Here is a 20,675-nt window from a genome sequence, read left to right as displayed (position 1 = left end):
GACATGCACTGGAGGCGGCTGCGTCGGCAGTGCGAGAAGGTGATCGGCGAAATCCCTCTGCCGGAACCTTTCTCCGCCCAGGAACTCTGCACCCGGCTCGCAGCGGAACGCTCCCGTCCGCTCCACTTGCTGCCCCTGCCCACACCCACCGCCCCCGGCACTCCCTCGGGCATGTGGCTGGCGACCGAGCGCGCCGACTACGTCTTCTACGACGCGCAGACCAGCCCCCTGCACCAAGAGCACATCATCATGCACGAGATCGGCCACATGGTGTGCGACCACCGCTCGGGCATCGACGACTTGCGGCTCTACCGGCACATCGACATCGCGGACCCGCAGTCCATCCGGCAGGCGCTGCCCCGCCTGCGCTACTCGGACGAGCAGGAACAGGAGGCGGAGATGATCGCCACCTTGATCCTGGAGGCCGCGGGCCGCCTGCCGGCCCCGTCGCGGCTCTCGGGGATGCTGGCCGGGCTGGAGTCCGCCATGGGCCTGCGCGGCCAGCGCGGCACGGGGGCGTCATGTTCGCATGGTTAGAGACCTCGGGCATCGCGGCACTGTGGGCGGTCGCGCTCGCCCGCGCCCCGCACGGCCTGCGCAACCGCTTCCAGCGCCCGCTGTGGCTGGCCATCGTCATGATCGCGCTGGCGATGTCGATGCACCTGGAGCCCGTCACGGCCGCCCTGGCGAACGTGGTGCCGGACGAGCACTGGATCGACCTGAGCAAGCACCTGTTCAGCATCGTGGACGCGGCCGCTGTGCTCTGGTTCATCCTCGGCGCCGCCGACCGGCGCCGCCACACCACCCCGGTGTTCGGCACCGCCGCGGCCGTCATGGCCGCCCTGGTGCTGCTGGACCTGGCCGCGCCCCCGCACGCCCGCAACCAGATCGCCCCGGACCCGGCGACACCGGGCGTCCCGGACGCCTACTGGTGGGTCTTCTTCCTCTTCCACCTGCTCGCGGACACCACCTGCGGCATCGTGTGCTGGCTCTACGGCCGCCAGGACACCCCCCGGCTGCTCCGCCTGGGCCTGCTGCTGTTCGGCACGGGCACCCTGCTGGCCTCCCTGCTCTGGGTGCTCAAGCTGGTCTACCTGCAGACCCGGTCACCGGACCTCGGCCCGCTGTTCTCCCCCGTCACCGGCGCGGAAGCCTGGTTCATGGCGGTCGGCGCCGCCCTGCCCGTCGCCCTGCAGCTCCGTGCCCACCGTGACCACCGGCGGACCTACCGCGGCCTGGCCCCGCTGTGGCGCGACCTCACCTCGGCCAACCCCGACGTCGTCCTCAAGCCGGGCAACCGCCTGTCCGCCCTCGCGATGCCGCTGCAACTGCGGCTGTACCGGCGGGTCATCGAGATCAGGGACGCGATGATCGTGCTGCGCAACTACGTCACCCCCGCAACCCTGGAAGCCGTGCGCCGCCACGTCGCCGCACAGTCCGTCCCCGCGCACTTGACCGACGCGCACGTCACCGCCTGCTGGCTCGCCGCAGCGCTGGACGCCCGGCGCAACGGCCACGCCCCGCAGTCCCAGACGGTCAACCTCGCCGGCCCGGACGCCACCGACCTCGACGAGGAGACGGCCCACCTCCTGCAGGTGGCCACCGCCTACTGCGCCCCGTCCACCGGGACGTACCGGGCTTCGCCGGCGGGGGCGGGCTGAGGCTGCTCTTCATCCCCTATCCCCTGCACCCGCTCCCGCGAGGCACTGCCCGTCGGCGGACGAACGGCCATGAAAGGGGTTCTGCCGTGGGCGGTTCCGGCCGCCGTCGCCCATGAGCCCTCAGCGGCGCAAGCCGTCATCCGCGAGCTACTATCGCCCACAGTCAGGCAGTTGCACGGAACAGCGTCAGTGGAACGGTGCGTCAGGGAGAATGACATGTCGCGGGGTTCGCGTGGGCACAGGAAACTCGCTCTCTTGCGAAGGCTCGGCGCGCCGTCGGCGAGCACAGCAGAGGCGTCAGCCGCGGCCGTCGTCTCCCCGGCGCAGCAGCAGGTCGGCAAGGGGGATCTCAAGCAACTGCGCAGGGCTTCGGAAGCGGTCCTGGCCCGTCTGGACCTGCCCGACGGGTGCGACATCGCCACGCTCACCGAACGACTCAGCGCGGACCGCAACCGCCCGATCCGGCTCCTGGAGCTCACCATGGGAGCGGAGTCGCCCTGCGGCATGTGGCTGGCCACGGACGTGGCCGACATCATCGTCGTCGAGGCGAACACCAGCCGGCTGCACCGTGATCACATCATCGCCCACGAGCTCGCGCACATGCTGTGCGGGCATCGCGACTCCACCGGTCCGGACCCGACGGGGCTCGCGTACCTGTTCCCGAATCTGGACCCCCGGCGCGTCCGCGAGATGCTCGGGCGTACGAGCTACTCCACTGCGGAGGAGCAGGAGGCGGAGACCGTCGCCTCCCTCCTCCTGGAACGGGTCACGCGCCCTCCGAAGGAGTCCCGCTGGGACGTCCCGCCCGTCGACGCCGAGACCGTCGCGCGCATCGACCACTCCCTCAATCCCGGCCATGCCGGCTGACCTCCCGGTCCCGTCCGGGGCTCGCCCGCACCGCCGTCCTCCCGTCATCGGCCTGCGGCGACGGCAGGAGGCGTCATGACCGACGTGAAGGCGGTGGTGTTCCCCGCGTGCGCGGCCCTGTGCGCGCTGGCCTTCCTCTACAAAGTGCGCGACGTGCGGCGCCAGCGGGACGACCCGGCGCTGCGGGCGCTGCTCGTCGCCTTCTCCTGCAAGGGCGTCTCCTTCACGCTCTCCACGCCGCTCGTCGCGCTGAAGGTGGACGACGCCCTGGGCGTGCACGACCTGGGGGCACTGGGCATCCATCTCTTCGGCGGGGTGGCCTCCAGCGCTGCCTTCCTCACCGCGATCGTCTACTGGGTGTACCCGCGCGAGGAGGCCCGCCGACGCGCGCTCGTACGGCTGTTGGCCGCGGGCACGGTGGCGGTCGTCATGGTCGGTCTGTGGATCGCGGCGAAGCAGGGGAGCCAGCAGCGCAGCGCGCACTATCTCCTGCAGAACGCCCACCGACCGGTCGTGGCCACTTATCTGCTGCTGTACGTCAGCGCCTTCGGCGCAGGGATGATCGAGATCATTCGCCTGTGCCTCCGGTACGGGCGGGTGGCGGGGCGGCAGTGGCTGCGCAGGGGGCTGCACGCCACGGCGATCGGCGCGAGCGCGTGCCTTCTCTACTGCCTGAACCGCCTGTTCGCTCTGATCACGGTGCAGTGCGGGCTCGACCCGCTGGAGTGGGAGCTGTTGACGCCGATCACCAACGGCACGGGCATCTTCTTCCTCGTGGCGGGGCTCACCATGCCCTCGTGGGGCCCCCGGATGTCCGACGGGCGGCGTCTGGCCCGTAACTTCATCACGTACCAGCGGCTGTACCCGCTGTGGCGCGCCCTGTCCACGGCGATCCCCAGCATCACACTCAACCCCGAGCCGGCCAACCGCCTCGCCCGTCTCCTGCCGGGCGACATCAACTTCCGGCTCTATCGCAGGGTCATCGAGATACAGGACGGCCTGCTCGCCCTGCGGCCCTACATGGACCCTGGCGTCATGGCCGCCGCCCGGCGATCGGGACACGAGGCGGGGCTGTCCGGCGACGGGCTGCGGGCGCGGGTGCAGGCCGTCTCGCTGGCGGCGGCCCTGCGCGCGAAGCGCGACGACCGGCAGCAGCCGGAGGGGCAGCCCACGCCTCTCGGCCCGGACACGACCGAGGGAGGTTACGCCGACGAAGTGGCATGGCTCCTGAGAGTCGCCCGGGCGTACACCGCCCTTCCCTCCGCTGAGACCGCTGAGACCACTGAGAGGACCACTCGATGAAGTACCGCAGGCTCGGGGCCGACGGGCCGGAAGTGTCGGCGATCGGCCTGGGCTGCATGGGCATGTCCATCGCCTACGGCGTCCCCGACGAGGAGGAGTCCCAGCGCACCCTGGACCGCGCCCTGGAGCTGGGCGTCACCCTGCTCGACACCGCGGACGCCTACGGGCAGGGCCTCAACGAGGAACTGGTGGGCCGCTGGCTCCGCCGGCACGCCGGAGAGCGGGAACGGATGGTGGTGGCGACCAAGTTCGGCCTGCGCCACGACGCGGCCACCGGCCGGGTGGGCGACGTCGACACCTCGGCCGACTACGTCCCGGTCGCCTGCCGCGCCTCCCTGCGCCGCCTGGGCGTCGACCACATCGACCTCTACTACGCGCACCGCAGGAACCCTGACACCCCCGTCGAGGAGACGATGGGCGCCCTGTCCCGTCTGGTGGACGAGGGGCTGGTGCGTCATGTCGGCCTGAGCGAGGTCAGCGCCGGCACGCTCCGCAGGGCGCATGCCGTCCATCCCGTCAGCGCGGTGCAGGTCGAGTACTCGCTCTTCACCCGGAACGTGGTCGAGGGCGAACTCCTCGACACCTGCCGGGACCTGGGAATCGCGGTCGTGGCCTACTCCCCCCTGGGACGCGGCATGCTCACCGGGGCGCTCTCCTCCCGCGACGACCTGGCCCCGCACGACAACCGACGTCGCTGGCCGCGGTTCGCCGACGACGCGATCAACCGCAACCTCGCGCTCGTCAAGGCCGTGGGGGACGTCGCCGCGCGGATCGGCTGCTCCCCGTCCCAGGCGGCGCTGGCCTGGCTGCTGGCCCAGGGAGACGACATCGTGCCCATCCCCGGCACCAAGCGCCGCCGGTACCTGGAAGAGAACACCGCCGCAGCCGACCTGCGCCTGACCCCCGACGACCTCGACCTGCTCCGCGAGGCCGTACCGGAGGACGCGGTGACCGGCGCCCGGTACCCGGCTCAGGCACTGGAACGACTCGGGCACTGAGACCTTGCGGCCCGGCTGCCCTGTGGTGTGCAGGGGAGCCGGGGGTGGGATGGGGGGGCGCGCTGCGTTCAGGCGGGCGGCCCTGGCGGCTGGAGCGTAGGGGAGGTGGAAACCACGGCTCAAGGCCGTCACCGACAGAAGCGAGCAGCATGCGTCGGAGGAGCGTCACCAGTCCTCACGCATGGAGCTGCTGCCCAGCTCTCGGGCCTGATCCACGCCCTGTTCCAGGATTGCGATGACCATCTCAGCGGCCCCGCCGGGCTTCCGCTCCACTTGCGTGGAACCGTGAGTCCGCGGCATCGTGGCTACCCGCACCCACCTCGAAGGACGACTGGTCCGGCGTGATTCTGGGTCCGGACCTCTAGAAGCTCCGCTCGTTGGTCCCCCCCCTGTCACTGAGGCTTCGACCGCCGATAGCGCCGGATCAGCGGGATGGCGCATCTCCTCAGCATGGATACGGAGTTGCGAGAAAATCTCCAGGCGGACGGTCTTGATGCGGTCCGTCCCAGCTGTAGCTACCTGCGTTTACCGCGTCACCGTCGCACCTGAGCTCCCGGCTGCCCCGCCATGCTCCCGAGCCGTTGAACGAACGGCGAAATCAGGCCAACACTCACCGTGACGCTGCAACTTGACGCGCGCGCTAGATGCGTCATACGCACTCTGTCGCGGGCATAGCCAGCAAAACTAGTTACGTTGCGTGATTGACACATAAGGGTATATAGCCGAGAGTAACTCGTCTGTCGCTCGTCTCATGCCCGGTCGCCACTACTCTCTGCCGACACAGTGAGAAGCCCACCCAGCCGCTGATGCTTGCCAGGGCGAGCGGTGGGTGGGCAGTTGAACCAGGAGGTTCGGTATGAGTGTGTCCCTCCCCTGCGGGGGTCTGTCAATTCCACGGCAGCGCCGATGGGTCGTCGTCACGGTCGTCGTGGTCGCCCTCCTCGTGGCACCTGCTTGCGCGCAAGCCATGCAGGCGTACGCAGATGCGACAGCGGTCGTAACGCTGCTGCTTGGGGTCGGCGGCGCTGTAGCGAAGCAGCCCGGCAACCGCCTCGGCTCTCGGCGACCCCCGAACACGCGGCGGAAGTGAGTGCCTTACTGCGTGACAACGCCGGCGCACAGCGGCGGACAAGCGGGGACGTCTGCGGGCCATCACAGCAGGTGAGGGTACGCAGGCTCCAGAGTGAGCGCCCGCGCATATGAAGGCCAGAGGCCCCGACCAGTCTCGGTCGGGGCCTCTGGGCACTGATGCCAACGAGTAGCCACACCTGAAGCGCACCGCTTACGCCCCATCAGGTTCAGCGTCAATCGAGCGTCACGAGCGTCATTTCAGCGTCAAGATACCGCCCGTACCGCACGTAACGCCCATAGCGCGCATGCACAAAGCCGCAGGTCAGGCGTCCTTGGCCACCGGCTTCAAGATCGCCACGCACTCCACGTGGTGCGTCATCGGGAACAAGTCGAACGCCCGCAGCTTCACCACCCGGTACCCCTCCTCCGCGAAGTACTTCAGGTCGCGGGCCAGGGCCGCCGGGTCGCAGGCCACGTAGGCGATGCGGCGGGCCCCCAGCGACGCCAGGTGGCGGACCGTCTCCTTGCCGACGCCTGCGCGCGGGGGGTCCAGGACGATGATGTCGGCGCTGTCGATGCGGGTGCGCGGCAGGACCTGCTCGACCTTGCCCTGTTCGATGCGGACGCGGTCGAGGTCCTGGAGGTTGTGGCGGGCGTCCTCCACCGCGCGCTTGCCGGACTCGATGCCCAGTACCGCGCCCTTCTCGCCCACGCGCTCGCCCAGGGCGCCCGCGAAGAGGCCCACGCCGCAGTAGAGGTCGAGGGCCATGTCGCCCTTGCGCGGCATCAGGCCCTGCATCACGGCCTGGACGAGGGTGTCGGCGGCCTGGGGGTGGACCTGCCAGAAGCCGCCCTCGCCGACGCGGTACGTGCGCTCGTCCGCGCGCTCGCGGACGAAGGGGCGGCCGTGGACGCGGTGGACGCGCTGGTCCTTCTCGCCGACGCGCATCACCGACACCGGCTTGTCCAGCTCGACGATGGGCAGGCGGCCGCCCGGCTTCGGGGTGAGGATCACCTGGCGGTCCGCGGAGCCCGAGGCCGCGATGGCCTCGACCGTCGCGATCTGCGGCCACTCGCGCTTCTCGATGCCCAGCTCGCTGACGCCGGGGGCGGCGATCATGCAGTGGTCGATGACCTGGACCTCGTGCGAGCGGTGCTTGCGCAGGCCCGCGTGGCCCTCGGCGTCGATGGCGTACTGGACGCGGGTGCGCCAGGCCGGCACCTCGCCCGCGGGAAGCTTGTCGCCCTCGGCCGGCATGACCGTGCCGTCCCAGCCGGCCTCTTCGGGGGTGAGGCCCGCGAGGCGCTGGAGCTGCTCGGCGATGACCTCGCCCTTGAGGCGGCGCTGGGCGCCGGGCTTGGCGTGCTGCCAGTCGCAGCCGCCGCACAGGCCGGGGCCGGAGAAGGGGCAGGGGGCCTCGACGCGGTCCTTGGAGGCCGAGAGGATCTCCACGGCGTCGGCGCGGAGGAAGCGGGACGTTTCCTCGCCCTCCGTCACCCGCGCCACCACGCGCTCGCCCGGCAGGGTGTGCCGCACGAACAGGACCCGGCCCGACTCGGTGCGGGCGACGCAGTGGCCGCCGTGGGCCACCGGGCCGACCTCGACCTCGTACTCCTGGCCGACCAGCGACTTCTGCGGTTCGGTCTGCATGGGGGTCGGCTCCAGTACGTAGAAAAAGGTGCGGCGGGGGCGCCGGACGACAGCCGTCCAGTCTACCGTCCCGCCGCACCTCGATCACGACGTGCATCCGACGCGGATCATGACGTGCCGCCGGTGGCAGCGGTTTCGCCGCCCGGCGGAGCCGTCACTACTTCTTCGTCGCCGCCTTCTCCTTCTTCGGCTGCGTCACGGGGCCGCGGCGCACCGAGCCGGGGGCGTTCCACTCGGCCCGCTTGCGGGCGCGCTGCTTGGCGGCCTCGGAGGAGTCGAGCTGCCAGGGCACGGAGGTCACCATCACGCCCGGTGTGAACAGCAGGCGGCCCTTGAGGCGCAGGGCGCTCTGGTTGTGCAGCAGGTGCTCGTACCAGTGGCCGACCACGTACTCGGGGATGTAGACGCTGACCACGTCGCGCGGGCTCTCCTTGCGCAGCCGCTTGACGTACTCGATGACCGGCCGGGTGATCTCGCGGTAGGGCGAGTCGAGGACCTTCAGCGGTACGTCGATGCCGCGGCGGTGCCACTCCTCGCGCAGCGCCTTGGTCTCGGGCGCGTCGACGCTGATGGTCAGGGCTTCGAGGGTGTCGGACCGCATGAGCTTGGCGTAGGCCAGGGCCCGCAGGGTCGGCTTGTGGATCTTGGAGACCAGGACGATGGAGTGCACGCGGGAGGGGCGTACGGTCTCGTCGCCCGGCTCCTCCTCGGCGGCGATCTCCTCGGACACCCGGTCGTAGTGCTTCCGGATGGCGGTCATGGTGGCGTAGAAGATCACCATGCCGAGGAGGGCGACCCAGGCGCCGTGGGTGAACTTCGTCAGCAGCACGACGACGAGGACCAGGCCGGTGAGGAACGCGCCGAAGGTGTTGATCGCGCGGGAGCGGATCATCCGGCGGCGCTTGCCGGGGTCGGTCTCGGTGGCCAGCAGGCGGTTCCAGTGGCGGACCATGCCGGTCTGGCTGAGGGTGAAGGAGACGAAGACGCCGACGATGTAGAGCTGGATCAGCTTCGTCGAGTCGGCCCCGTAGATGTAGACCAGGACGGCCGCGGCGCCGGCGAGCAGCACGATGCCGTTGGAGAAGGCCAGCCGGTCGCCGCGGGTGTGCAGCTGGCGCGGCAGGTAGCGGTCCTGGGCCAGGATCGAGCCGAGCAGCGGGAAGCCGTTGTACGCGGTGTTGGCGGCCAGGAAGAGGACCAGGGCGGTGGCGGCGGCGAGCAGGATGAAGAAGAACGAGCCGCCGCCGAAGACCGCCTCGGCGACCTGCGAGATCACCGGGTTCTGGGTGTAGTCCTCGCCGACCGGCACGCCGTTCTTCAGCAGGTGGGTGGCGGGCTCCTCGGCCATGCGCACCTTGGTGACCATGGCCAGGGCGATGATGCCGCAGAACATGGTGACGGCGAGGCCGCCCATCAGGGCGAGCGTCGTGGCGGCGTTCTTCGACTTCGGCTTGCGGAAGGCGGGCACGCCGTTGCTGATGGCCTCGACGCCGGTGAGGGCGGCACAGCCGGAGGAGAAGGCCCGCAGCAGCAGGAAGACGAGCGCGAAGCCCGCCAGGCCCTGGTGCTCGGCGCTGATGGTGAAGTCCGCGGTGGGGGCCTTCATGGTGTCGCCCGCGATCAGGCCGCGGTAGGCGCCCCACGCGACCATCACGAAGACGCCGCCGACGAAGACGTACGTCGGGATCGCGAAGAGCTTGCCGGACTCCCTGACCCCGCGCAGGTTCATCAGGGTGAGCAGGATGATCACGGCGATGGCGCAGGCCGTCTTGTGCTCGACGACGAAGGGGATGGCGGAGCCGAGGTTCTCGATGCCGGAGGAGATCGAGACCGCGACGGTCAGGACGTAGTCGACGAGCAGGGCGCTGGCGACGGTGAGGCCGGCCTTGGGGCCGAGGTTGACGTTGGCGACCTCGTAGTCGCCGCCGCCGCTGGGGTAGGCGTGGACGTTCTGGCGGTACGAGGCGACCACCGTGAACATCAGCACGACGACCGCGACGGCGATCCAGGGGCTGAAGTGGTAGGCGGACACGCCTGCCGCGGAGAGGACGAGCAGCACTTCGCCCGGCGCGTACGCCACGGAGGACAGTGGGTCGGAGGCGAAGACGGGCAGCGCAATGCGCTTGGGGAGAAGGGTCTCCCCGAGCTTGTTGCTGTGCAGCGCCCGGCCGATGAGGATCCGTTTCGGCAGGTCGGTCAGTTTGGACACGCAGAGGATCGTAAGGGTTCGGTATCGATGACGCCCACCCGGCTACCCGTGGGACCCGAAATCCGTTAAGGGGGCGTTAAGACCCCCCGACCGGGGTTTCGGCTCCCGCCGGGCGGGCGATCAACGTCCGTCAGGGGTGCAGGACGACCGGCAGCGCGCGGTGGCCGTTGGAGATGAAGGAGTCCACCTGGCCGCACCGGTCCGCGTCGACCGCCAGGGCCATGTCGGGGAAGCGCTCGAAGAGGGCGGGCAGCGCGATGGACGCCTCCAGCCGGGCCAGCGGGGCGCCGAGGCAGAAGTGGACGCCGTGCCCGAAGGAGAGGTGCTCCTTGGTGGCGCGCATCACATCGAAGCGACCGCCGTCGTCGCCGTAGAGCCCGGGGTCGCGGCCGGCCGCCGCGTACGAGGCGATGATCGCGTCGCCCTTGCGCAGGGTGATGCCGCCGTCGAGGGCGATGTCGTCCACGGCGTAGCGCAGCGGGAGGTTGGCGACGGGGGCCTGGACGCGCAGGGTCTCCTCGATCACGTCGTTCCAGCCGGCCCGGCCGGCGCGGACGAGCGCGAGCTGCTCGGGGTGGGTGAGCAGCGCGTGGATGGCGTTGTCGAGGAGGTTGACGGTGGTCTCGTGGCCCGCACCGATCATGAGCAGGAGGGTGTCGACGAGCTCCTGCTCGCTCAGCGGCGTGTCGGCCTCGTCGTCGCGGGCGGAGATCAGGACGCTGGTCATGTCGTCGCCGGGCCTCTCGCGCTTGGCGGCGACGATGCCGCCGAGGATGCGGTAGAGCTCGGCGTAGGTGGCGGTGACCTCCTCCGGGTCGGCGGAGGTGTGGAAGATCGAGTCGACGCAGCGGCGCAGCCCCTCGCGGGTGGGCTCGTCCTCGACGCCGAAGAGCTCGCAGATCACCTGGATGGGGATGGGGTAGGCGTAGCCCTCGCGCAGGTCGACCCGCTCCCCGGGCGCGGTGGCGGCGAGGCCGTCGAGGAGGTCGGCGGTCATCGCTTCGATGCGGGGGCGCAGGGCCGCGGTGCGGCGGGCGGTGAATGCCTTGGCGACGAGGGAGCGCAGCCGTTTGTGGTCGCTGCCGTAGGCGGTGAACATGTTGGTCACCGCCACCCAGGTGTACAGCGGCCACTCCGGGGAGATCTCACCGTTGATCCAGGCGGGCCAGTGCCGGCGCGGGTCCTTGGAGACGCGGGGGTCGGTCAGCAGCCGCTTGAGCAGCGGCTGGGACGTCACTGCCCACGCCACCACGCCACCAGGGAGCTCCACAGGGGTCGCCGGCCCGTGGGCGCGGATGCGGGCGGCCTCGCCGTGGATGTCGCGACCGGCGGGATCGATCGTGACGGGGCAGGTGGAGCGGTCCATCGGCTCTCTCCAGGTGTCTCGGGCGGCAGGTGCTCGGCTGAGGAGGGGTGGTGCGGCCGTCCGCCGGCCGGGCCGGGGTGCCCCGGGCGGACGGGGGCGGGCGCCGGTACGGGCACGGGTACCGGGGGGAAGCGCACGGGCAGGGCGGTCAGGGCGCGGTGGAAGGGGCCGGGCCGCCACACGAGCCGGTCGGCCGGCACGGCCAGCTCCAGGTCCGGGAGCCGGTCCAGGAGCCGTTCCACGGCCGTGGCGGCGATGAGCCGGGCGGGGTCCTTGGCGGGGCAGTGGTGCGGGCCGGCGCTCCAGGCGAGGTGGGCGCGGTTGCCGGTGCGGCGGTCGGAGCGCAGGACGGGGTCGGTGTTGGCGGCCGCGAAGCTCACCACGACGGGGTCGCCGGCGCGCAGGGGCACTCCCCCGAAGTCCAGGTCCTCGACGGGGTAGTGCACGGCGTAGTTGGCCATCGGGGGGTCGAGCCAGAGGACCTCGTCCAGGGCGTCCTCGACCGGCATGCTGCCGCCGGCCAGGTCGCCGGCGAAGCGGTCGTCGGAGAGCAGCAGCCGCAGCGCGTTGGCGATGAGGTTCTGCTGGGGCTCGGTGCCGGCGCCGATGAGGACGACGAGCTGGTGGAGCATCTCCTCGTCGCCGAGCTGGACGGGGTGGGCCATCAGCCAGGAGGTCATGTCGGCGCCGGGGCGCTCGCGCTTGAGGGCGATGAGCTCCAGGAGGCTGCTGGTGATGAGTGCGTCGGCCCGTTCGGCGTCGACGCCGTCGAAGATGCCGGAGAAGCCCTCGACGAGGCGGTCGCCGATCTCGGGCGGGCAGCCGAAGAGCTGCTGGAAGACCAGGAGCGGCAGGACCTTGGCGTACGAGCCGAGCAGGTCGGCCTCGCCGAGCGCGGTGAAGCGGTCGATGAGGTTGTCGGCGCTGCGCTCGACGTAGCCGCGCAGGGCGTTGGGGTCGATGCGGGCGAGGCTGTCGTCGACGGCCTGGCGGTAGCGGCGGTGGTCGTCGCCGTCGGAGAAGAGGCAGTTGGGCCGGTAGGCCATCATCGGCACGACCGGATTGTCCGCCTCGACCCGGCCCTCGGCGAGGGCCCGCCAGCGGCGGGCGTCCTTGGCGAACCGCTCCGGGCTGCGGAGCACTTCGAGCGCGGCCCGGTAGTCGGTGACGAGCGTGGCCTGCACGCGGGGCGCCAGCTCGACGGGCGCGGCGGGCCCGTACGCGCGCAGCCGCCCGTAGACGGCGTGCGGGTCGGCGGCGAAGTCGGGGCCGTACAGCGGCGTCGCCGGCCCCTGTGCCCGGTGTGCCGGGCAGCCAGGGGGTGGTGCAGAGGTCACACGGGCTCCTGTGCGCTACGGGTCTGCAGGTATTCCACGAGGGTGATCAGTGCGTGGGTGGAGGAGAGCCGGTCGCGGGCGTCACAGGTGACCAGCGGGGTCTCGGGGAGCAGGTCCAGGGCCTCGCGGATCTCCTCCATGGGGTGCACGGGAGCGCCGTCGAAGTGGTTGACGGCGACCGCGTACGGCAGGCCGTGCTCCTCCAGCAGCCCCATGACGTCGAAGGACTGCTCCAGGCGGCGGGTGTCGGCGAGGACGAGCGCGCCGAGCGCGCCCTGGGTCATGTCCTGCCAGAGCCGGGTGAAGCGCTGCTGGCCGGGGGCGCCGAAGAGGTAGAGCACCAGGCTGTCGCTGAGGGTGAGCCGGCCGAAGTCCATGGCGACCGTGGTGGTGGTCTTGCCGTCGATGCCGGCCAGGTCGTCGACGAGCGCGCCGGCCTGGGTCATCGTCTCCTCGGTGCGCAGCGGCCGGATCTCCGACAGCGAGCCGACGAAGGTCGTCTTGCCGACCGCGAAGTGCCCCACGACGAGGATCTTGGCGGCGGTCCGTACGGTTCGGGGCAGGTAGAGGTCTCCGTCAGAGGCGAGCGCGGAGTCCATCGAGCACCTCCTGCAGGATCTGGGCCTCGGGCAGCTGCGCCGAGGGGATGGGGGCGCGGGTGGAGAGGTGGCCGCTGTCCACGAGGTCGCCGAGCAGCACCTTGGTGACGCTGACGGGCAGCATCAGGTGGCCGGCGATCTCGGCGACGGACAGGGCGCCGCCGAGGCAGAGTTCCATGAGCGCGCGCTTTTCGGGGCTGAGGCCGCCGAGCGGCCGGTCGCCGTGCGCCATGACCAGGGTGACCAGGTCGAAGGTGTTGCGGGTGGGGTGGGAGCGCCCGTCGGTGACGACGTACGGGCGCACCAGCCCCTGCTCGCGCCTCGGCGCCGGCGGAGTCACGCCGGGCTGCCCGGGCCGCCCTGCCAGCTGTCCTGCCGCGGCGGGCTGACCAGCTCCTTGCCGAGCCGGTCGACGGTCTTCTGCATGCGGTAGGTGACGGCCTCCATGTCGACGTTCTCACTGGCGGAGACGGCGAGGTAGGCGCCGGGGCCGGCGGCGATGAGGAAGACGTAGCCGTGGGCGAACTCGATGAGCGTCTGCCGCCAGGGGCTGTCGTGGTGGGCGGGGTGGGTGCAGAACTCCGTGGTGGAGCGGCTGATGGACTGCAGTCCGGAGAGCGCGGCGGCCTGGCGCTCGGCCTCGTCCCGGTCGATGCCCCGGGAGTGGGCGCGCAGCATGCCGTCGGCGGACAGCAGGATCGCGTGCCGGGCCTCCGGCATCTTCACGACCTCGTCGAGCATCCAGCCGAGCTCTTTGTTCAGGTGGTCGTTCACGCGTGCGGGTTCCCTTCGTCTTCTGCGGGGGTGTGGCCGGGGTGCGGGGGCTGCTGACCGGGGTGCGGGGGCTGCTGGCCGAGGTGCGGGGGCTGCTGGCCGAGGTGCGGGGGCTGCTGGCCGAGGTGCGGGGGCTGCTGCCCGGTGGCCGCGTCGCCCGGGAGGTGCGGGAGCGGGTGGTTGCCGGTCCGGCCGGAGCGGGTGCCGCGTGCGAACGCGCCCATGCGGCGGGCGTTCTCCTCGGCGGTGCGCTCCCTGGGGAGCTCGGTGGGCGGGGGCGCCACGGGCCGTCCGTGTCCGGCGGCGGGCTGCCGGCGGCGGCGCTTGGGCAGCCCGCCGGCGGTGGACCCGGTCACGGCCCCGCCGCCCGTCGCCGCGCCGCCGCCCGAAGCGGCGCCGTCGCCGGGTGCCGCGCCGTCGCCGGGTGCCGGGGCGGGCGCCACGGGGCCGGCCGGGGGCGCGTCGGGGGCGGGGTGCGCCCGCTCCGGCGCCCGCCCGTGCGGACGGGGGTCATGGGGCCGCGTGTCGTGCGGACGGGCGGTGCCGTGCTTCCTGGTCGCGCCGTGGGCGGTGCGGCCGCGGCCGTGCCCGGTCAGCGGGGTGGTGCTCGGCCCGTCGATGTCGAGCTGGGTCAGCAGCGCGCTGGGCAGGAAGAGGACGGCCCGGACGCCGCCGTAGGGCGAGCGCGTGTCGACCGAGACGCTGAAGCCGTAGCGCGCGGCGAGCACGCCGATGACGGGGAAGCCGAACTGCGGCGGGTCACCGAGCCGGGAGACGTCCACGGGACGCCGGCCGGACAGCATCGCCACGGCCTGCTGCACCTCCCGCCCGTCCATGCCCACGCCCGCGTCGTCGATCACCACGCACGCGCCGTTGTGCACCGGCTGGAGGCTGACCTCGACGGTGGTGTTGGGCTGGGAGTGGCGTGCGGCGTTGTCGAGGAGCTCGGCGACGGCGAGCACGACGGGCTCCACGGCCCGGCTGACGACGGCGATCCCGTCCTGGCCGTGCACCCGGACGCGGCGGTAGTCGCGGATGCGCGAGGTGGCGCCGCGCACGACGTCGGTGAGCGGGGAGGCGACGCGCTGCCGTCCGGGCCAGGAGCCGCAGAGCACGGCGATGGCCTGGGCGCGGCGCCCGAACTGGGAGTTGGCGTGGTCGATCTCCAGCAGGTCCCTGAGGACGTCGGGGTTGTCGTGCCGGTCCTGCATCTCGGAGATGGCCAGCTGCTGTTCGTGCGCCAGACCCTGCAGGGCCCGCATGGACGCCTTGAGCGCGGCCTTCGCGGACTGGTCGGCGCGGGCCTGCGCCTTCTCCACGGCCTGGGCGAAGAGGTCCATCACGGACTGGAGGCGCTGGGCGAAGGCGGTGCCGGTGAGCCGCTCGTCGAGCGGTCCGGGCAGGGGCACGTCCTGGCTCACGGCGTCCGCGACGGCGGGCAGCCGGACGGCGACCAGGTGGGCCGTCTCCTCGTCACGCGCCCGGAGGCTCTCCTCCAGCTGGGCGACGCGCCTGCGCACTCCGGCGGTGATCTTCCGCTGGCGCAGCAGCAGGACCGCAACGACGGTCAGGGCGATCGCCAGACACCAGATCACCGCCTCCGGTATGTGATGTGACATCAATTCCTCTTGGACGACGGGGGCATGGATCGGAGGGACAGGTCGGTGTCCTGACGCCCCGTCCGGAAGCGGAATACCCGGATCATCCTAACCGCGCAGGTGACCGAGTGTCCGATCTTCGTTACCCATACCGAACTGGCTTACGGCTTGATCATTCGGCGAGCCTAGGGGAGCCGTCGGCGAGAGGAAAGGGAAAGGTGAGGGACCTCTCGGGCGCCGGGGATGCAGGGACAAGGGTGCGGGCGCACCATGTAAGGCGAGGCAGAAGGCGCCACGGGATGCCGCGATGCGCGGCGTGGCGCGACGGCCCGGAGTGCGGAGGCACCTCGTCAGGTCCCGCCCCGGAGCGGCACGTTCACCTCCGTCCGCCGGTTGCGGCGCCGGGCAGCGGACCGCAGGTTTTCGGACACCCCACCCCCCGCGGACGCGGTCGGACGGGCCGCGGGCCGACAGACGGACGGACTCCCCCACGGTGACAGGAGGGCAGAGTCATGCGCGGATCGAGAAGGACCGGGCGGCGCGTCGCGCCCGCCCTCGGGGTGGCCGGAATCATGGCGGTCGCGGCCCTCGACACCGCCGGCGCGAGCCCACGGACACCGCAGGCCGCCGGCAAGGGGGCAGCCGCACCGGCAGGGGTCGCTGCGGCCGCACCGGCCGGGGCCGCCGCGGCCCTGGTCGCCGGCCCGGACACCTGCGTACCGGGCATGGTCTGGCGCAAGGCGAGACCGAACGACCTCGTCTGCGTCACCCCACTCTCACGCGCCGCGATCCAGCAGCAGAACACCGAGGCCCCCGCGCACACCAGGGCCGACGGCAGCTGTACGTTCAACTGGGTCCGGCGCCAGGCGACACCGCTGGACCGCGTCTGCGTCTCCCCCGCCACGGCCAAGATCGTGCGGAACCAGACGGCGGTGGCGACGAAGTACTGGGCGGCCACCGCCGACAAGAGGAACGGCCAGACGCTCACCAAGGACCCGTTCTGGTTCCCGAACGCCTTCTACCGGATCCACAGCATCTTCACCGGCCCGAACCCGCTGTTCGCCGACGTCTTCCAGGCGAGCACGGCGGACGGCACCGGGCTCATCATCTACTCCAGGGTCGCCGGCGGTCACCAGGAGTTCCAGTTCCGGCGGGTGGGCAACGACCTCGCCTACCAGAACATCTTCGAGATCGTCGCGCGTCACTCCGGCAAGTGCCTGGACGTCTCCGGCTTCAGCCGGAACGACGGGGCCCGGGTGATCCAGTGGCCCTGCCACGGCGGCAACAACCAGAAGTGGTACCTCCACCGACGCGCCGACAATCTGTTCGAACTGCGCTCGGTCCTGAGCGGCAAGTGCCTGGACGCCGCCAACCCGAACAACCCGGCCGGGACGGCACCGCCCTTCGGTGCTCCGCTGCAGCAGTGGACGTGCCTCGGCAACCGCAACCAGGCGTGGCAGCTCATCCCGCAGCACTGACGGTCCGCACCGACGGTCCGCACCGACGTCCGCGGCCCGGCCCCGGGGCCAGTCGGCGGTCCGGGGGCCCGGTCCGTGAGGGGTTGCGGATACGGTGGTGCCATGCGCCGTGCGCGGACGAGGCTCCGGCGGGGCGTATCGCGTCGTACCCACGGGAACCTTCCCTGGGGCCGTGAGCCGAAGAAGGAAGATGTGAGCAGGGTGTTGGTGCAGGTCAGCGCGGTAGACCGGAGCACGGGGCAATAGTCATGCATATCGTGATCATGGGGTGCGGGCGAGTGGGCTCGGCCCTCGCGCAGACCCTTGAGCAGCAAGGCCACACGGTCGCGGTGATCGACCAGGACCCGACCGCCTTCCGGCGCCTGGGCTCCGGGTTCGGCGGCCGCCGGGTCACCGGTGTCGGCTTCGACCAGGACACCCTGCGCGAGGCGGGCATCGAGGAGGCGGGCGCCTTCGCCGCGGTCAGCAGCGGCGACAACTCCAACATCATCGCCGCCCGCGTGGCCCGCGAGATGTTCGGCGTCGAGAACGTCGCGGCCCGCATCTACGACCCGCGCCGCGCCGAGGTCTACCAGCGGCTCGGCATCCCGACCGTGGCCACCGTGCGGTGGACCGCGGACCAGATGCTGCGGCGGCTGCTGCCGTCGGGCGCGGAGCCGCTGTGGCGCGACCCCAGCGGCGGCGTCCAGCTCGCCGAGGTGCCCGTCTCCGAGGGCTGGGTGGGCCAGAAGATCAGCCTGCTGCAGGACGAGACCGGCGTGCGGGTGGCGTTCCTCACCCGCCTGGGCGAGGCCATGCTGCCGACGTCGGCGACGGTGCTGCAGGAAGGCGACCTGGTGCACGTGATGATGCGCACCGACGAGGTCGAGAAGGTCGAAGCGGCGTTCTCCGCGGGTCCTGAGGAGGCGCACTGATGAGGGTTGCGATTGCTGGTGCCGGTGCCGTCGGCCGCTCCATCGCGGGCGAGCTGCTGGAGAACGGGCACGAGGTGCTGCTCATCGACAAGGCCCCCTCGGCCATCTCGGTGGAGCGGGTGCCGCTGGCGGAGTGGCTGCTGGCCGACGCGTGCGAGATCACCTCGCTGGACGAGGCCGCGCTGCAGCGCTGCAACGTGGTCATCGCCGCGACCGGTGACGACAAGGTCAACCTCGTCGTCTCGCTGCTCGCCAAGACGGAGTACGGGGTGCCGCGGGTCGTGGCCCGCGTCAACAACCCCAAGAACGAGTGGCTCTTCAACGAGTCCTGGGGCGTGGACGTGGCCGTGTCCACCCCGCGCCTGATGTCGGCGCTGGTCGAGGAGGCCGTGAGCGTCGGCGACCTGGTGCGCCTGCTGCGCTTCAGCCAGGGCGACGCCAACCTCGTCGAGCTCACCCTGCCGCCCGAGTCCGCCCTGGCCGGCACCCGGGTCGGGGACGTGGACTGGCCGGAGGACACCTCGCTGGTCACCATCATCCGCGGCAACCGCGTGCTCACCCCCAACCGGGAGGACGCGCTGGAGGCGGGCGACGAGCTGCTGTTCGTGGCGGCTCCGGCGCGCGAGGAGCAGCTGGAGGACCTGCTGTCGGTGCGCCGCGAGAGCACGGAGGGCTGACCGCCGCCGGTCCGCGCCCGTAGGGCGGCACAAGGAGGACGAACAAGGAGGGCCCCCGGGACGTCGTCCCGGGGGCCCTCCGCGTGTCGTGCGAGGCGGCGTGCGAGGCGGCGTCAGCGCGCCGTGGCGTTCGCCTTGGCCTCGCGCTCGGCCTGCTCGGCCGCCTCCATCTCCGCGAAGACGTCGATCGGCGGCGGCGCCTTCGAGAGGAAGATCCAGGTCAGGTAGACCGAGAGCAGCATCGGCGGGATGCCGAGGGCCACCTTCACCCAGCCCAGCTGGGTCGCGTCGCCCCACCAGTAGAGGGGGAAGAGGATCGCCGACTTGGCGAGCAGGATCAGGCCCCACGCCCAGCTGGCCTTGGTGTAGGCGACCTTGCGGCCCGGGTTGCGGGTGCGCCAGGAGAGGTTCTCCTTGAACACCGGTCCCAGGATCAGGCCCATCAGCGGGTAGCCGACGATCGAGGAGACGATGTAGGCGATCGCCAGGCCGAGGCTGTAGAGCATGCCCGGCAGGTAGAAGTTCTTGGCGTCACCGGACATCATCGCGAAGACGGCGCCGAAGGCGACCCCGAAGACGCCGCTGAAGGCGTGCTTGAGGGTGTCCTTGCGGACGAGGCGGGCGAGGCCGAGCACCAGGGAGAGGCCCAGTGCGGCGATCGCCGCGATGTGGATGTCCCGCTTGACCGTGTAGATCGCAACGAAGACCAGGCCGGGGACGGTGGTCTCCACCATGCCGCGCACGCCGCCGAAGGCTTCGAACAGGGCGGCCTCGGTGACCGATCTGGAGTCCGCGCTCTGCGCGTCATCGGGCGTGCGGTGGTCCGTCGGCTTGTCGAAGGACGACAACGGCTACTCCTGTCCGAGCGGTCGGAGTTCGTATCGGGGGTTGAACAGCACTCTCCGGCCGCGGCTCATGGATATCCGGCCGGAGGCGATCAGCTTACGGCCGGGCTCGATGCCCGCGATGGAGCGGCGCCCCAGCCAGACCACGTCGAGCGCGGCCGAGCCGTCGAACAGCTCGGCCTCCAGGGCGGGCACCCCGGCACGCGGCCGCAGGGTGACGGTCCGCAGCGTGCCGGTGACCTTGACTATCTGCCGGTCGTCGCAGTCGCATATGCGCGTGCAGCCCACGGCCTCCGTGTCCTGCTGGAGCTCGGCGTGGTGCAGCTCCTCCTGGGAGGAGGACAGCCGGTCGAGCATCCGGCGGAAACGGCCGGTCGGCCTCTCGGAACGGGGTACGGCACTCATGCCCCCAGCGTACCGGGGCGACCCCGGCCTGGATCAGCACACGGAGGGGCCGTGCGGCCGGTCCGGGGCCGGACCCGAGCCGCGCTCCGGCGGCTCTCACACCTCGAAGCGGTACCCCATCCCCGGCTCCGTGATACCGCACCTCCCGGGGACGACCCCCGGACCCCCGGCCCAGGCCCCCGGCCGCCCTCACACCTCGAAGCGGTACCCCATCCCCGGCTCCGTGATGAAGTGCTGCGGGTGCGAGGGGTCGAGCTCCAGTTTGCGCCGCAGCTGGGCCATGTAGACCCGCAGGTAGTTCGTCTCGGTCCCGTACGACGGGCCCCAGACCTCCTGCAGCAGTTGCTTCTGGCTGACAAGACGTCCCGTATTGCGCACGAGAACCTCCAGCAGGTGCCACTCGGTCGGCGTGAGGCGTACGTCCTTGCCTCCGCGGTTGACCTTCTTCGCCGCGAGGTCGACGGTGAACACCGCGGTCTCGATGATCGCGTCGTCGCCCGCCGCCGACGGACCCGTCGGCTCGGCCCGCCGGACGGCGGCGCGCAGTCTGGCCAGCAGCTCGTCCATGCCGAACGGCTTGGTGACGTAGTCGTCGGCGCCCGCGTCGAGCGCCTCGACCTTCTCGTCGGAGGTCTGGCGGGCGGAGAGGACCAGGATCGGCACACGGGTCCAGCCACGCAGGCCCTTGATCACCTCGACGCCGTCCATGTCCGGCAGGCCGAGGTCGAGGATGACCACGTCGGGGTGGCGCGCGGCGGCGAGCTGGAGGGCGGTGGCGCCGTCGGGCGCGGCGTCGACCTCGTACTTCCGCGCCTTGAGGTTGATCACGAGGGCGCGGACGATCTGCGGCTCGTCGTCCACCACGAGCACCCGGTTCATGCTGAACCACCTCTGCTGTTCATGCGGGCCCCGCCACGGGGCCC

The 20,675-nt window shown here is 71.5% G+C and carries 19 protein-coding genes; 8 read left to right on the top strand and 11 right to left on the bottom strand.

Features of this window, described 5'->3' with window-relative positions; genetic code table 11:
* The first annotated feature begins 3 nt into the window (after positions 1-3).
* The 5 genes from IE182_RS16010 (at position 4) to IE182_RS15990 (ending at position 4,828) form a co-directional block, all read left to right on the top strand.
* Complete coding sequence (locus IE182_RS16010) at positions 4-537, top strand: ImmA/IrrE family metallo-endopeptidase (protein WP_190110481.1); 534 nt, start codon at positions 4-6, stop codon at positions 535-537.
* Positions 522-1,661 (top strand): MAB_1171c family putative transporter, encoded by a 1,140-nt coding sequence (locus tag IE182_RS16005; RefSeq protein WP_190110480.1) that lies wholly within the window; start codon positions 522-524, stop codon positions 1,659-1,661. Before IE182_RS16010 ends, IE182_RS16005 begins: the two co-directional genes overlap by 16 nt.
* Positions 1,662-1,916: 255 nt before the next feature.
* Positions 1,917-2,528, top strand: coding sequence for a hypothetical protein (locus tag IE182_RS16000; protein ID WP_190110479.1), 612 nt, complete (start codon positions 1,917-1,919; stop codon positions 2,526-2,528).
* 75 nt (positions 2,529-2,603) lie between these two features.
* Positions 2,604-3,830 (top strand): MAB_1171c family putative transporter, encoded by a 1,227-nt coding sequence (locus tag IE182_RS15995; RefSeq protein ID WP_190110478.1) that lies wholly within the window; start codon positions 2,604-2,606, stop codon positions 3,828-3,830.
* Positions 3,827-4,828, top strand: coding sequence for an aldo/keto reductase (locus tag IE182_RS15990; protein ID WP_190110477.1), 1,002 nt, complete (start codon positions 3,827-3,829; stop codon positions 4,826-4,828). The genes IE182_RS15995 and IE182_RS15990 overlap by 4 nt, the downstream gene beginning before the upstream one ends.
* A gap of 1,393 nt (positions 4,829-6,221) precedes the next feature.
* On the opposite strand, the gene IE182_RS15985 is transcribed toward IE182_RS15990, so the two are convergent.
* From IE182_RS15985 to IE182_RS15945, 8 genes are all read right to left on the bottom strand, one after another.
* Positions 6,222-7,550: a class I SAM-dependent RNA methyltransferase gene (locus tag IE182_RS15985; protein ID WP_190110476.1), complete on the bottom strand. Its 1,329-nt coding sequence runs from the start codon at positions 7,548-7,550 to the stop codon at positions 6,222-6,224.
* 157 nt (positions 7,551-7,707) lie between these two features.
* A complete protein-coding gene (locus IE182_RS15980; RefSeq protein WP_190110475.1) occupies positions 7,708-9,759 on the bottom strand; it encodes an APC family permease in 2,052 nt (683 codons plus the stop codon).
* Between the two features lie 130 nt (positions 9,760-9,889).
* Positions 9,890-10,996: a cytochrome P450 family protein gene (locus IE182_RS15975; RefSeq protein ID WP_229844854.1), complete on the bottom strand. Its 1,107-nt coding sequence runs from the start codon at positions 10,994-10,996 to the stop codon at positions 9,890-9,892.
* Complete coding sequence (locus IE182_RS15970) at positions 10,993-12,462, bottom strand: cytochrome P450 (protein WP_229844853.1); 1,470 nt, start codon at positions 12,460-12,462, stop codon at positions 10,993-10,995. The genes IE182_RS15975 and IE182_RS15970 overlap by 4 nt, the downstream gene beginning before the upstream one ends.
* Positions 12,459-13,061, bottom strand: coding sequence for a GTP-binding protein (locus tag IE182_RS15965; RefSeq protein ID WP_190110473.1), 603 nt, complete (start codon positions 13,059-13,061; stop codon positions 12,459-12,461). The genes IE182_RS15970 and IE182_RS15965 overlap by 4 nt, the downstream gene beginning before the upstream one ends.
* Positions 13,039-13,401: a DUF742 domain-containing protein gene (locus tag IE182_RS15960; protein ID WP_190110472.1), complete on the bottom strand. Its 363-nt coding sequence runs from the start codon at positions 13,399-13,401 to the stop codon at positions 13,039-13,041. Before IE182_RS15960 ends, IE182_RS15965 begins: the two co-directional genes overlap by 23 nt.
* Complete coding sequence (locus IE182_RS15955) at positions 13,398-13,835, bottom strand: roadblock/LC7 domain-containing protein (RefSeq protein ID WP_190110471.1); 438 nt, start codon at positions 13,833-13,835, stop codon at positions 13,398-13,400. The genes IE182_RS15960 and IE182_RS15955 overlap by 4 nt, the downstream gene beginning before the upstream one ends.
* A complete protein-coding gene (locus IE182_RS15945) occupies positions 13,832-15,454 on the bottom strand; it encodes an ATP-binding protein (protein WP_229844851.1) in 1,623 nt (540 codons plus the stop codon). Before IE182_RS15945 ends, IE182_RS15955 begins: the two co-directional genes overlap by 4 nt.
* A gap of 491 nt (positions 15,455-15,945) precedes the next feature.
* Here IE182_RS15945 and IE182_RS15940 point away from each other — a divergent pair, with 491 nt between their 5' ends.
* From IE182_RS15940 to IE182_RS15930, 3 genes are all read left to right on the top strand, one after another.
* Positions 15,946-16,911, top strand: coding sequence for an RICIN domain-containing protein (locus tag IE182_RS15940; protein WP_190110470.1), 966 nt, complete (start codon positions 15,946-15,948; stop codon positions 16,909-16,911).
* A 248-nt stretch (positions 16,912-17,159) separates the two neighbouring features.
* The gene (locus tag IE182_RS15935; RefSeq protein ID WP_190110469.1) at positions 17,160-17,825 is read left to right on the top strand and encodes a potassium channel family protein; all 666 of its coding nucleotides are present in this window, start codon (positions 17,160-17,162) and stop codon (positions 17,823-17,825) included.
* A complete protein-coding gene (locus IE182_RS15930; protein WP_190110468.1) occupies positions 17,825-18,502 on the top strand; it encodes a potassium channel family protein in 678 nt (225 codons plus the stop codon). Before IE182_RS15935 ends, IE182_RS15930 begins: the two co-directional genes overlap by 1 nt.
* A 113-nt stretch (positions 18,503-18,615) precedes the next feature.
* Here the strand turns inward: IE182_RS15930 and IE182_RS15925 are convergent, their stop codons facing one another.
* From IE182_RS15925 to IE182_RS15915, 3 genes are all read right to left on the bottom strand, one after another.
* On the bottom strand, positions 18,616-19,350 hold the full coding sequence (locus IE182_RS15925; protein WP_190110467.1) for a DUF3159 domain-containing protein: 735 nt from the start codon (positions 19,348-19,350) through the stop codon (positions 18,616-18,618).
* A 3-nt stretch (positions 19,351-19,353) separates the two neighbouring features.
* Positions 19,354-19,752: an OB-fold nucleic acid binding domain-containing protein gene (locus IE182_RS15920; protein ID WP_190110466.1), complete on the bottom strand. Its 399-nt coding sequence runs from the start codon at positions 19,750-19,752 to the stop codon at positions 19,354-19,356.
* 189 nt (positions 19,753-19,941) lie between these two features.
* The gene (locus tag IE182_RS15915) at positions 19,942-20,631 is read right to left on the bottom strand and encodes a response regulator (RefSeq protein ID WP_190110465.1); all 690 of its coding nucleotides are present in this window, start codon (positions 20,629-20,631) and stop codon (positions 19,942-19,944) included.
* Positions 20,632-20,675 lie beyond the last annotated feature (44 nt).

The organism is Streptomyces cinnamoneus (genome assembly GCF_014650495.1).
Lineage (GTDB): Bacteria > Actinomycetota > Actinomycetes > Streptomycetales > Streptomycetaceae > Streptomyces > Streptomyces cinnamoneus.
The sequence above is the reverse complement of the archived record's forward strand: the minus strand, read 5'-3'. Positions and strand labels throughout refer to the sequence as shown.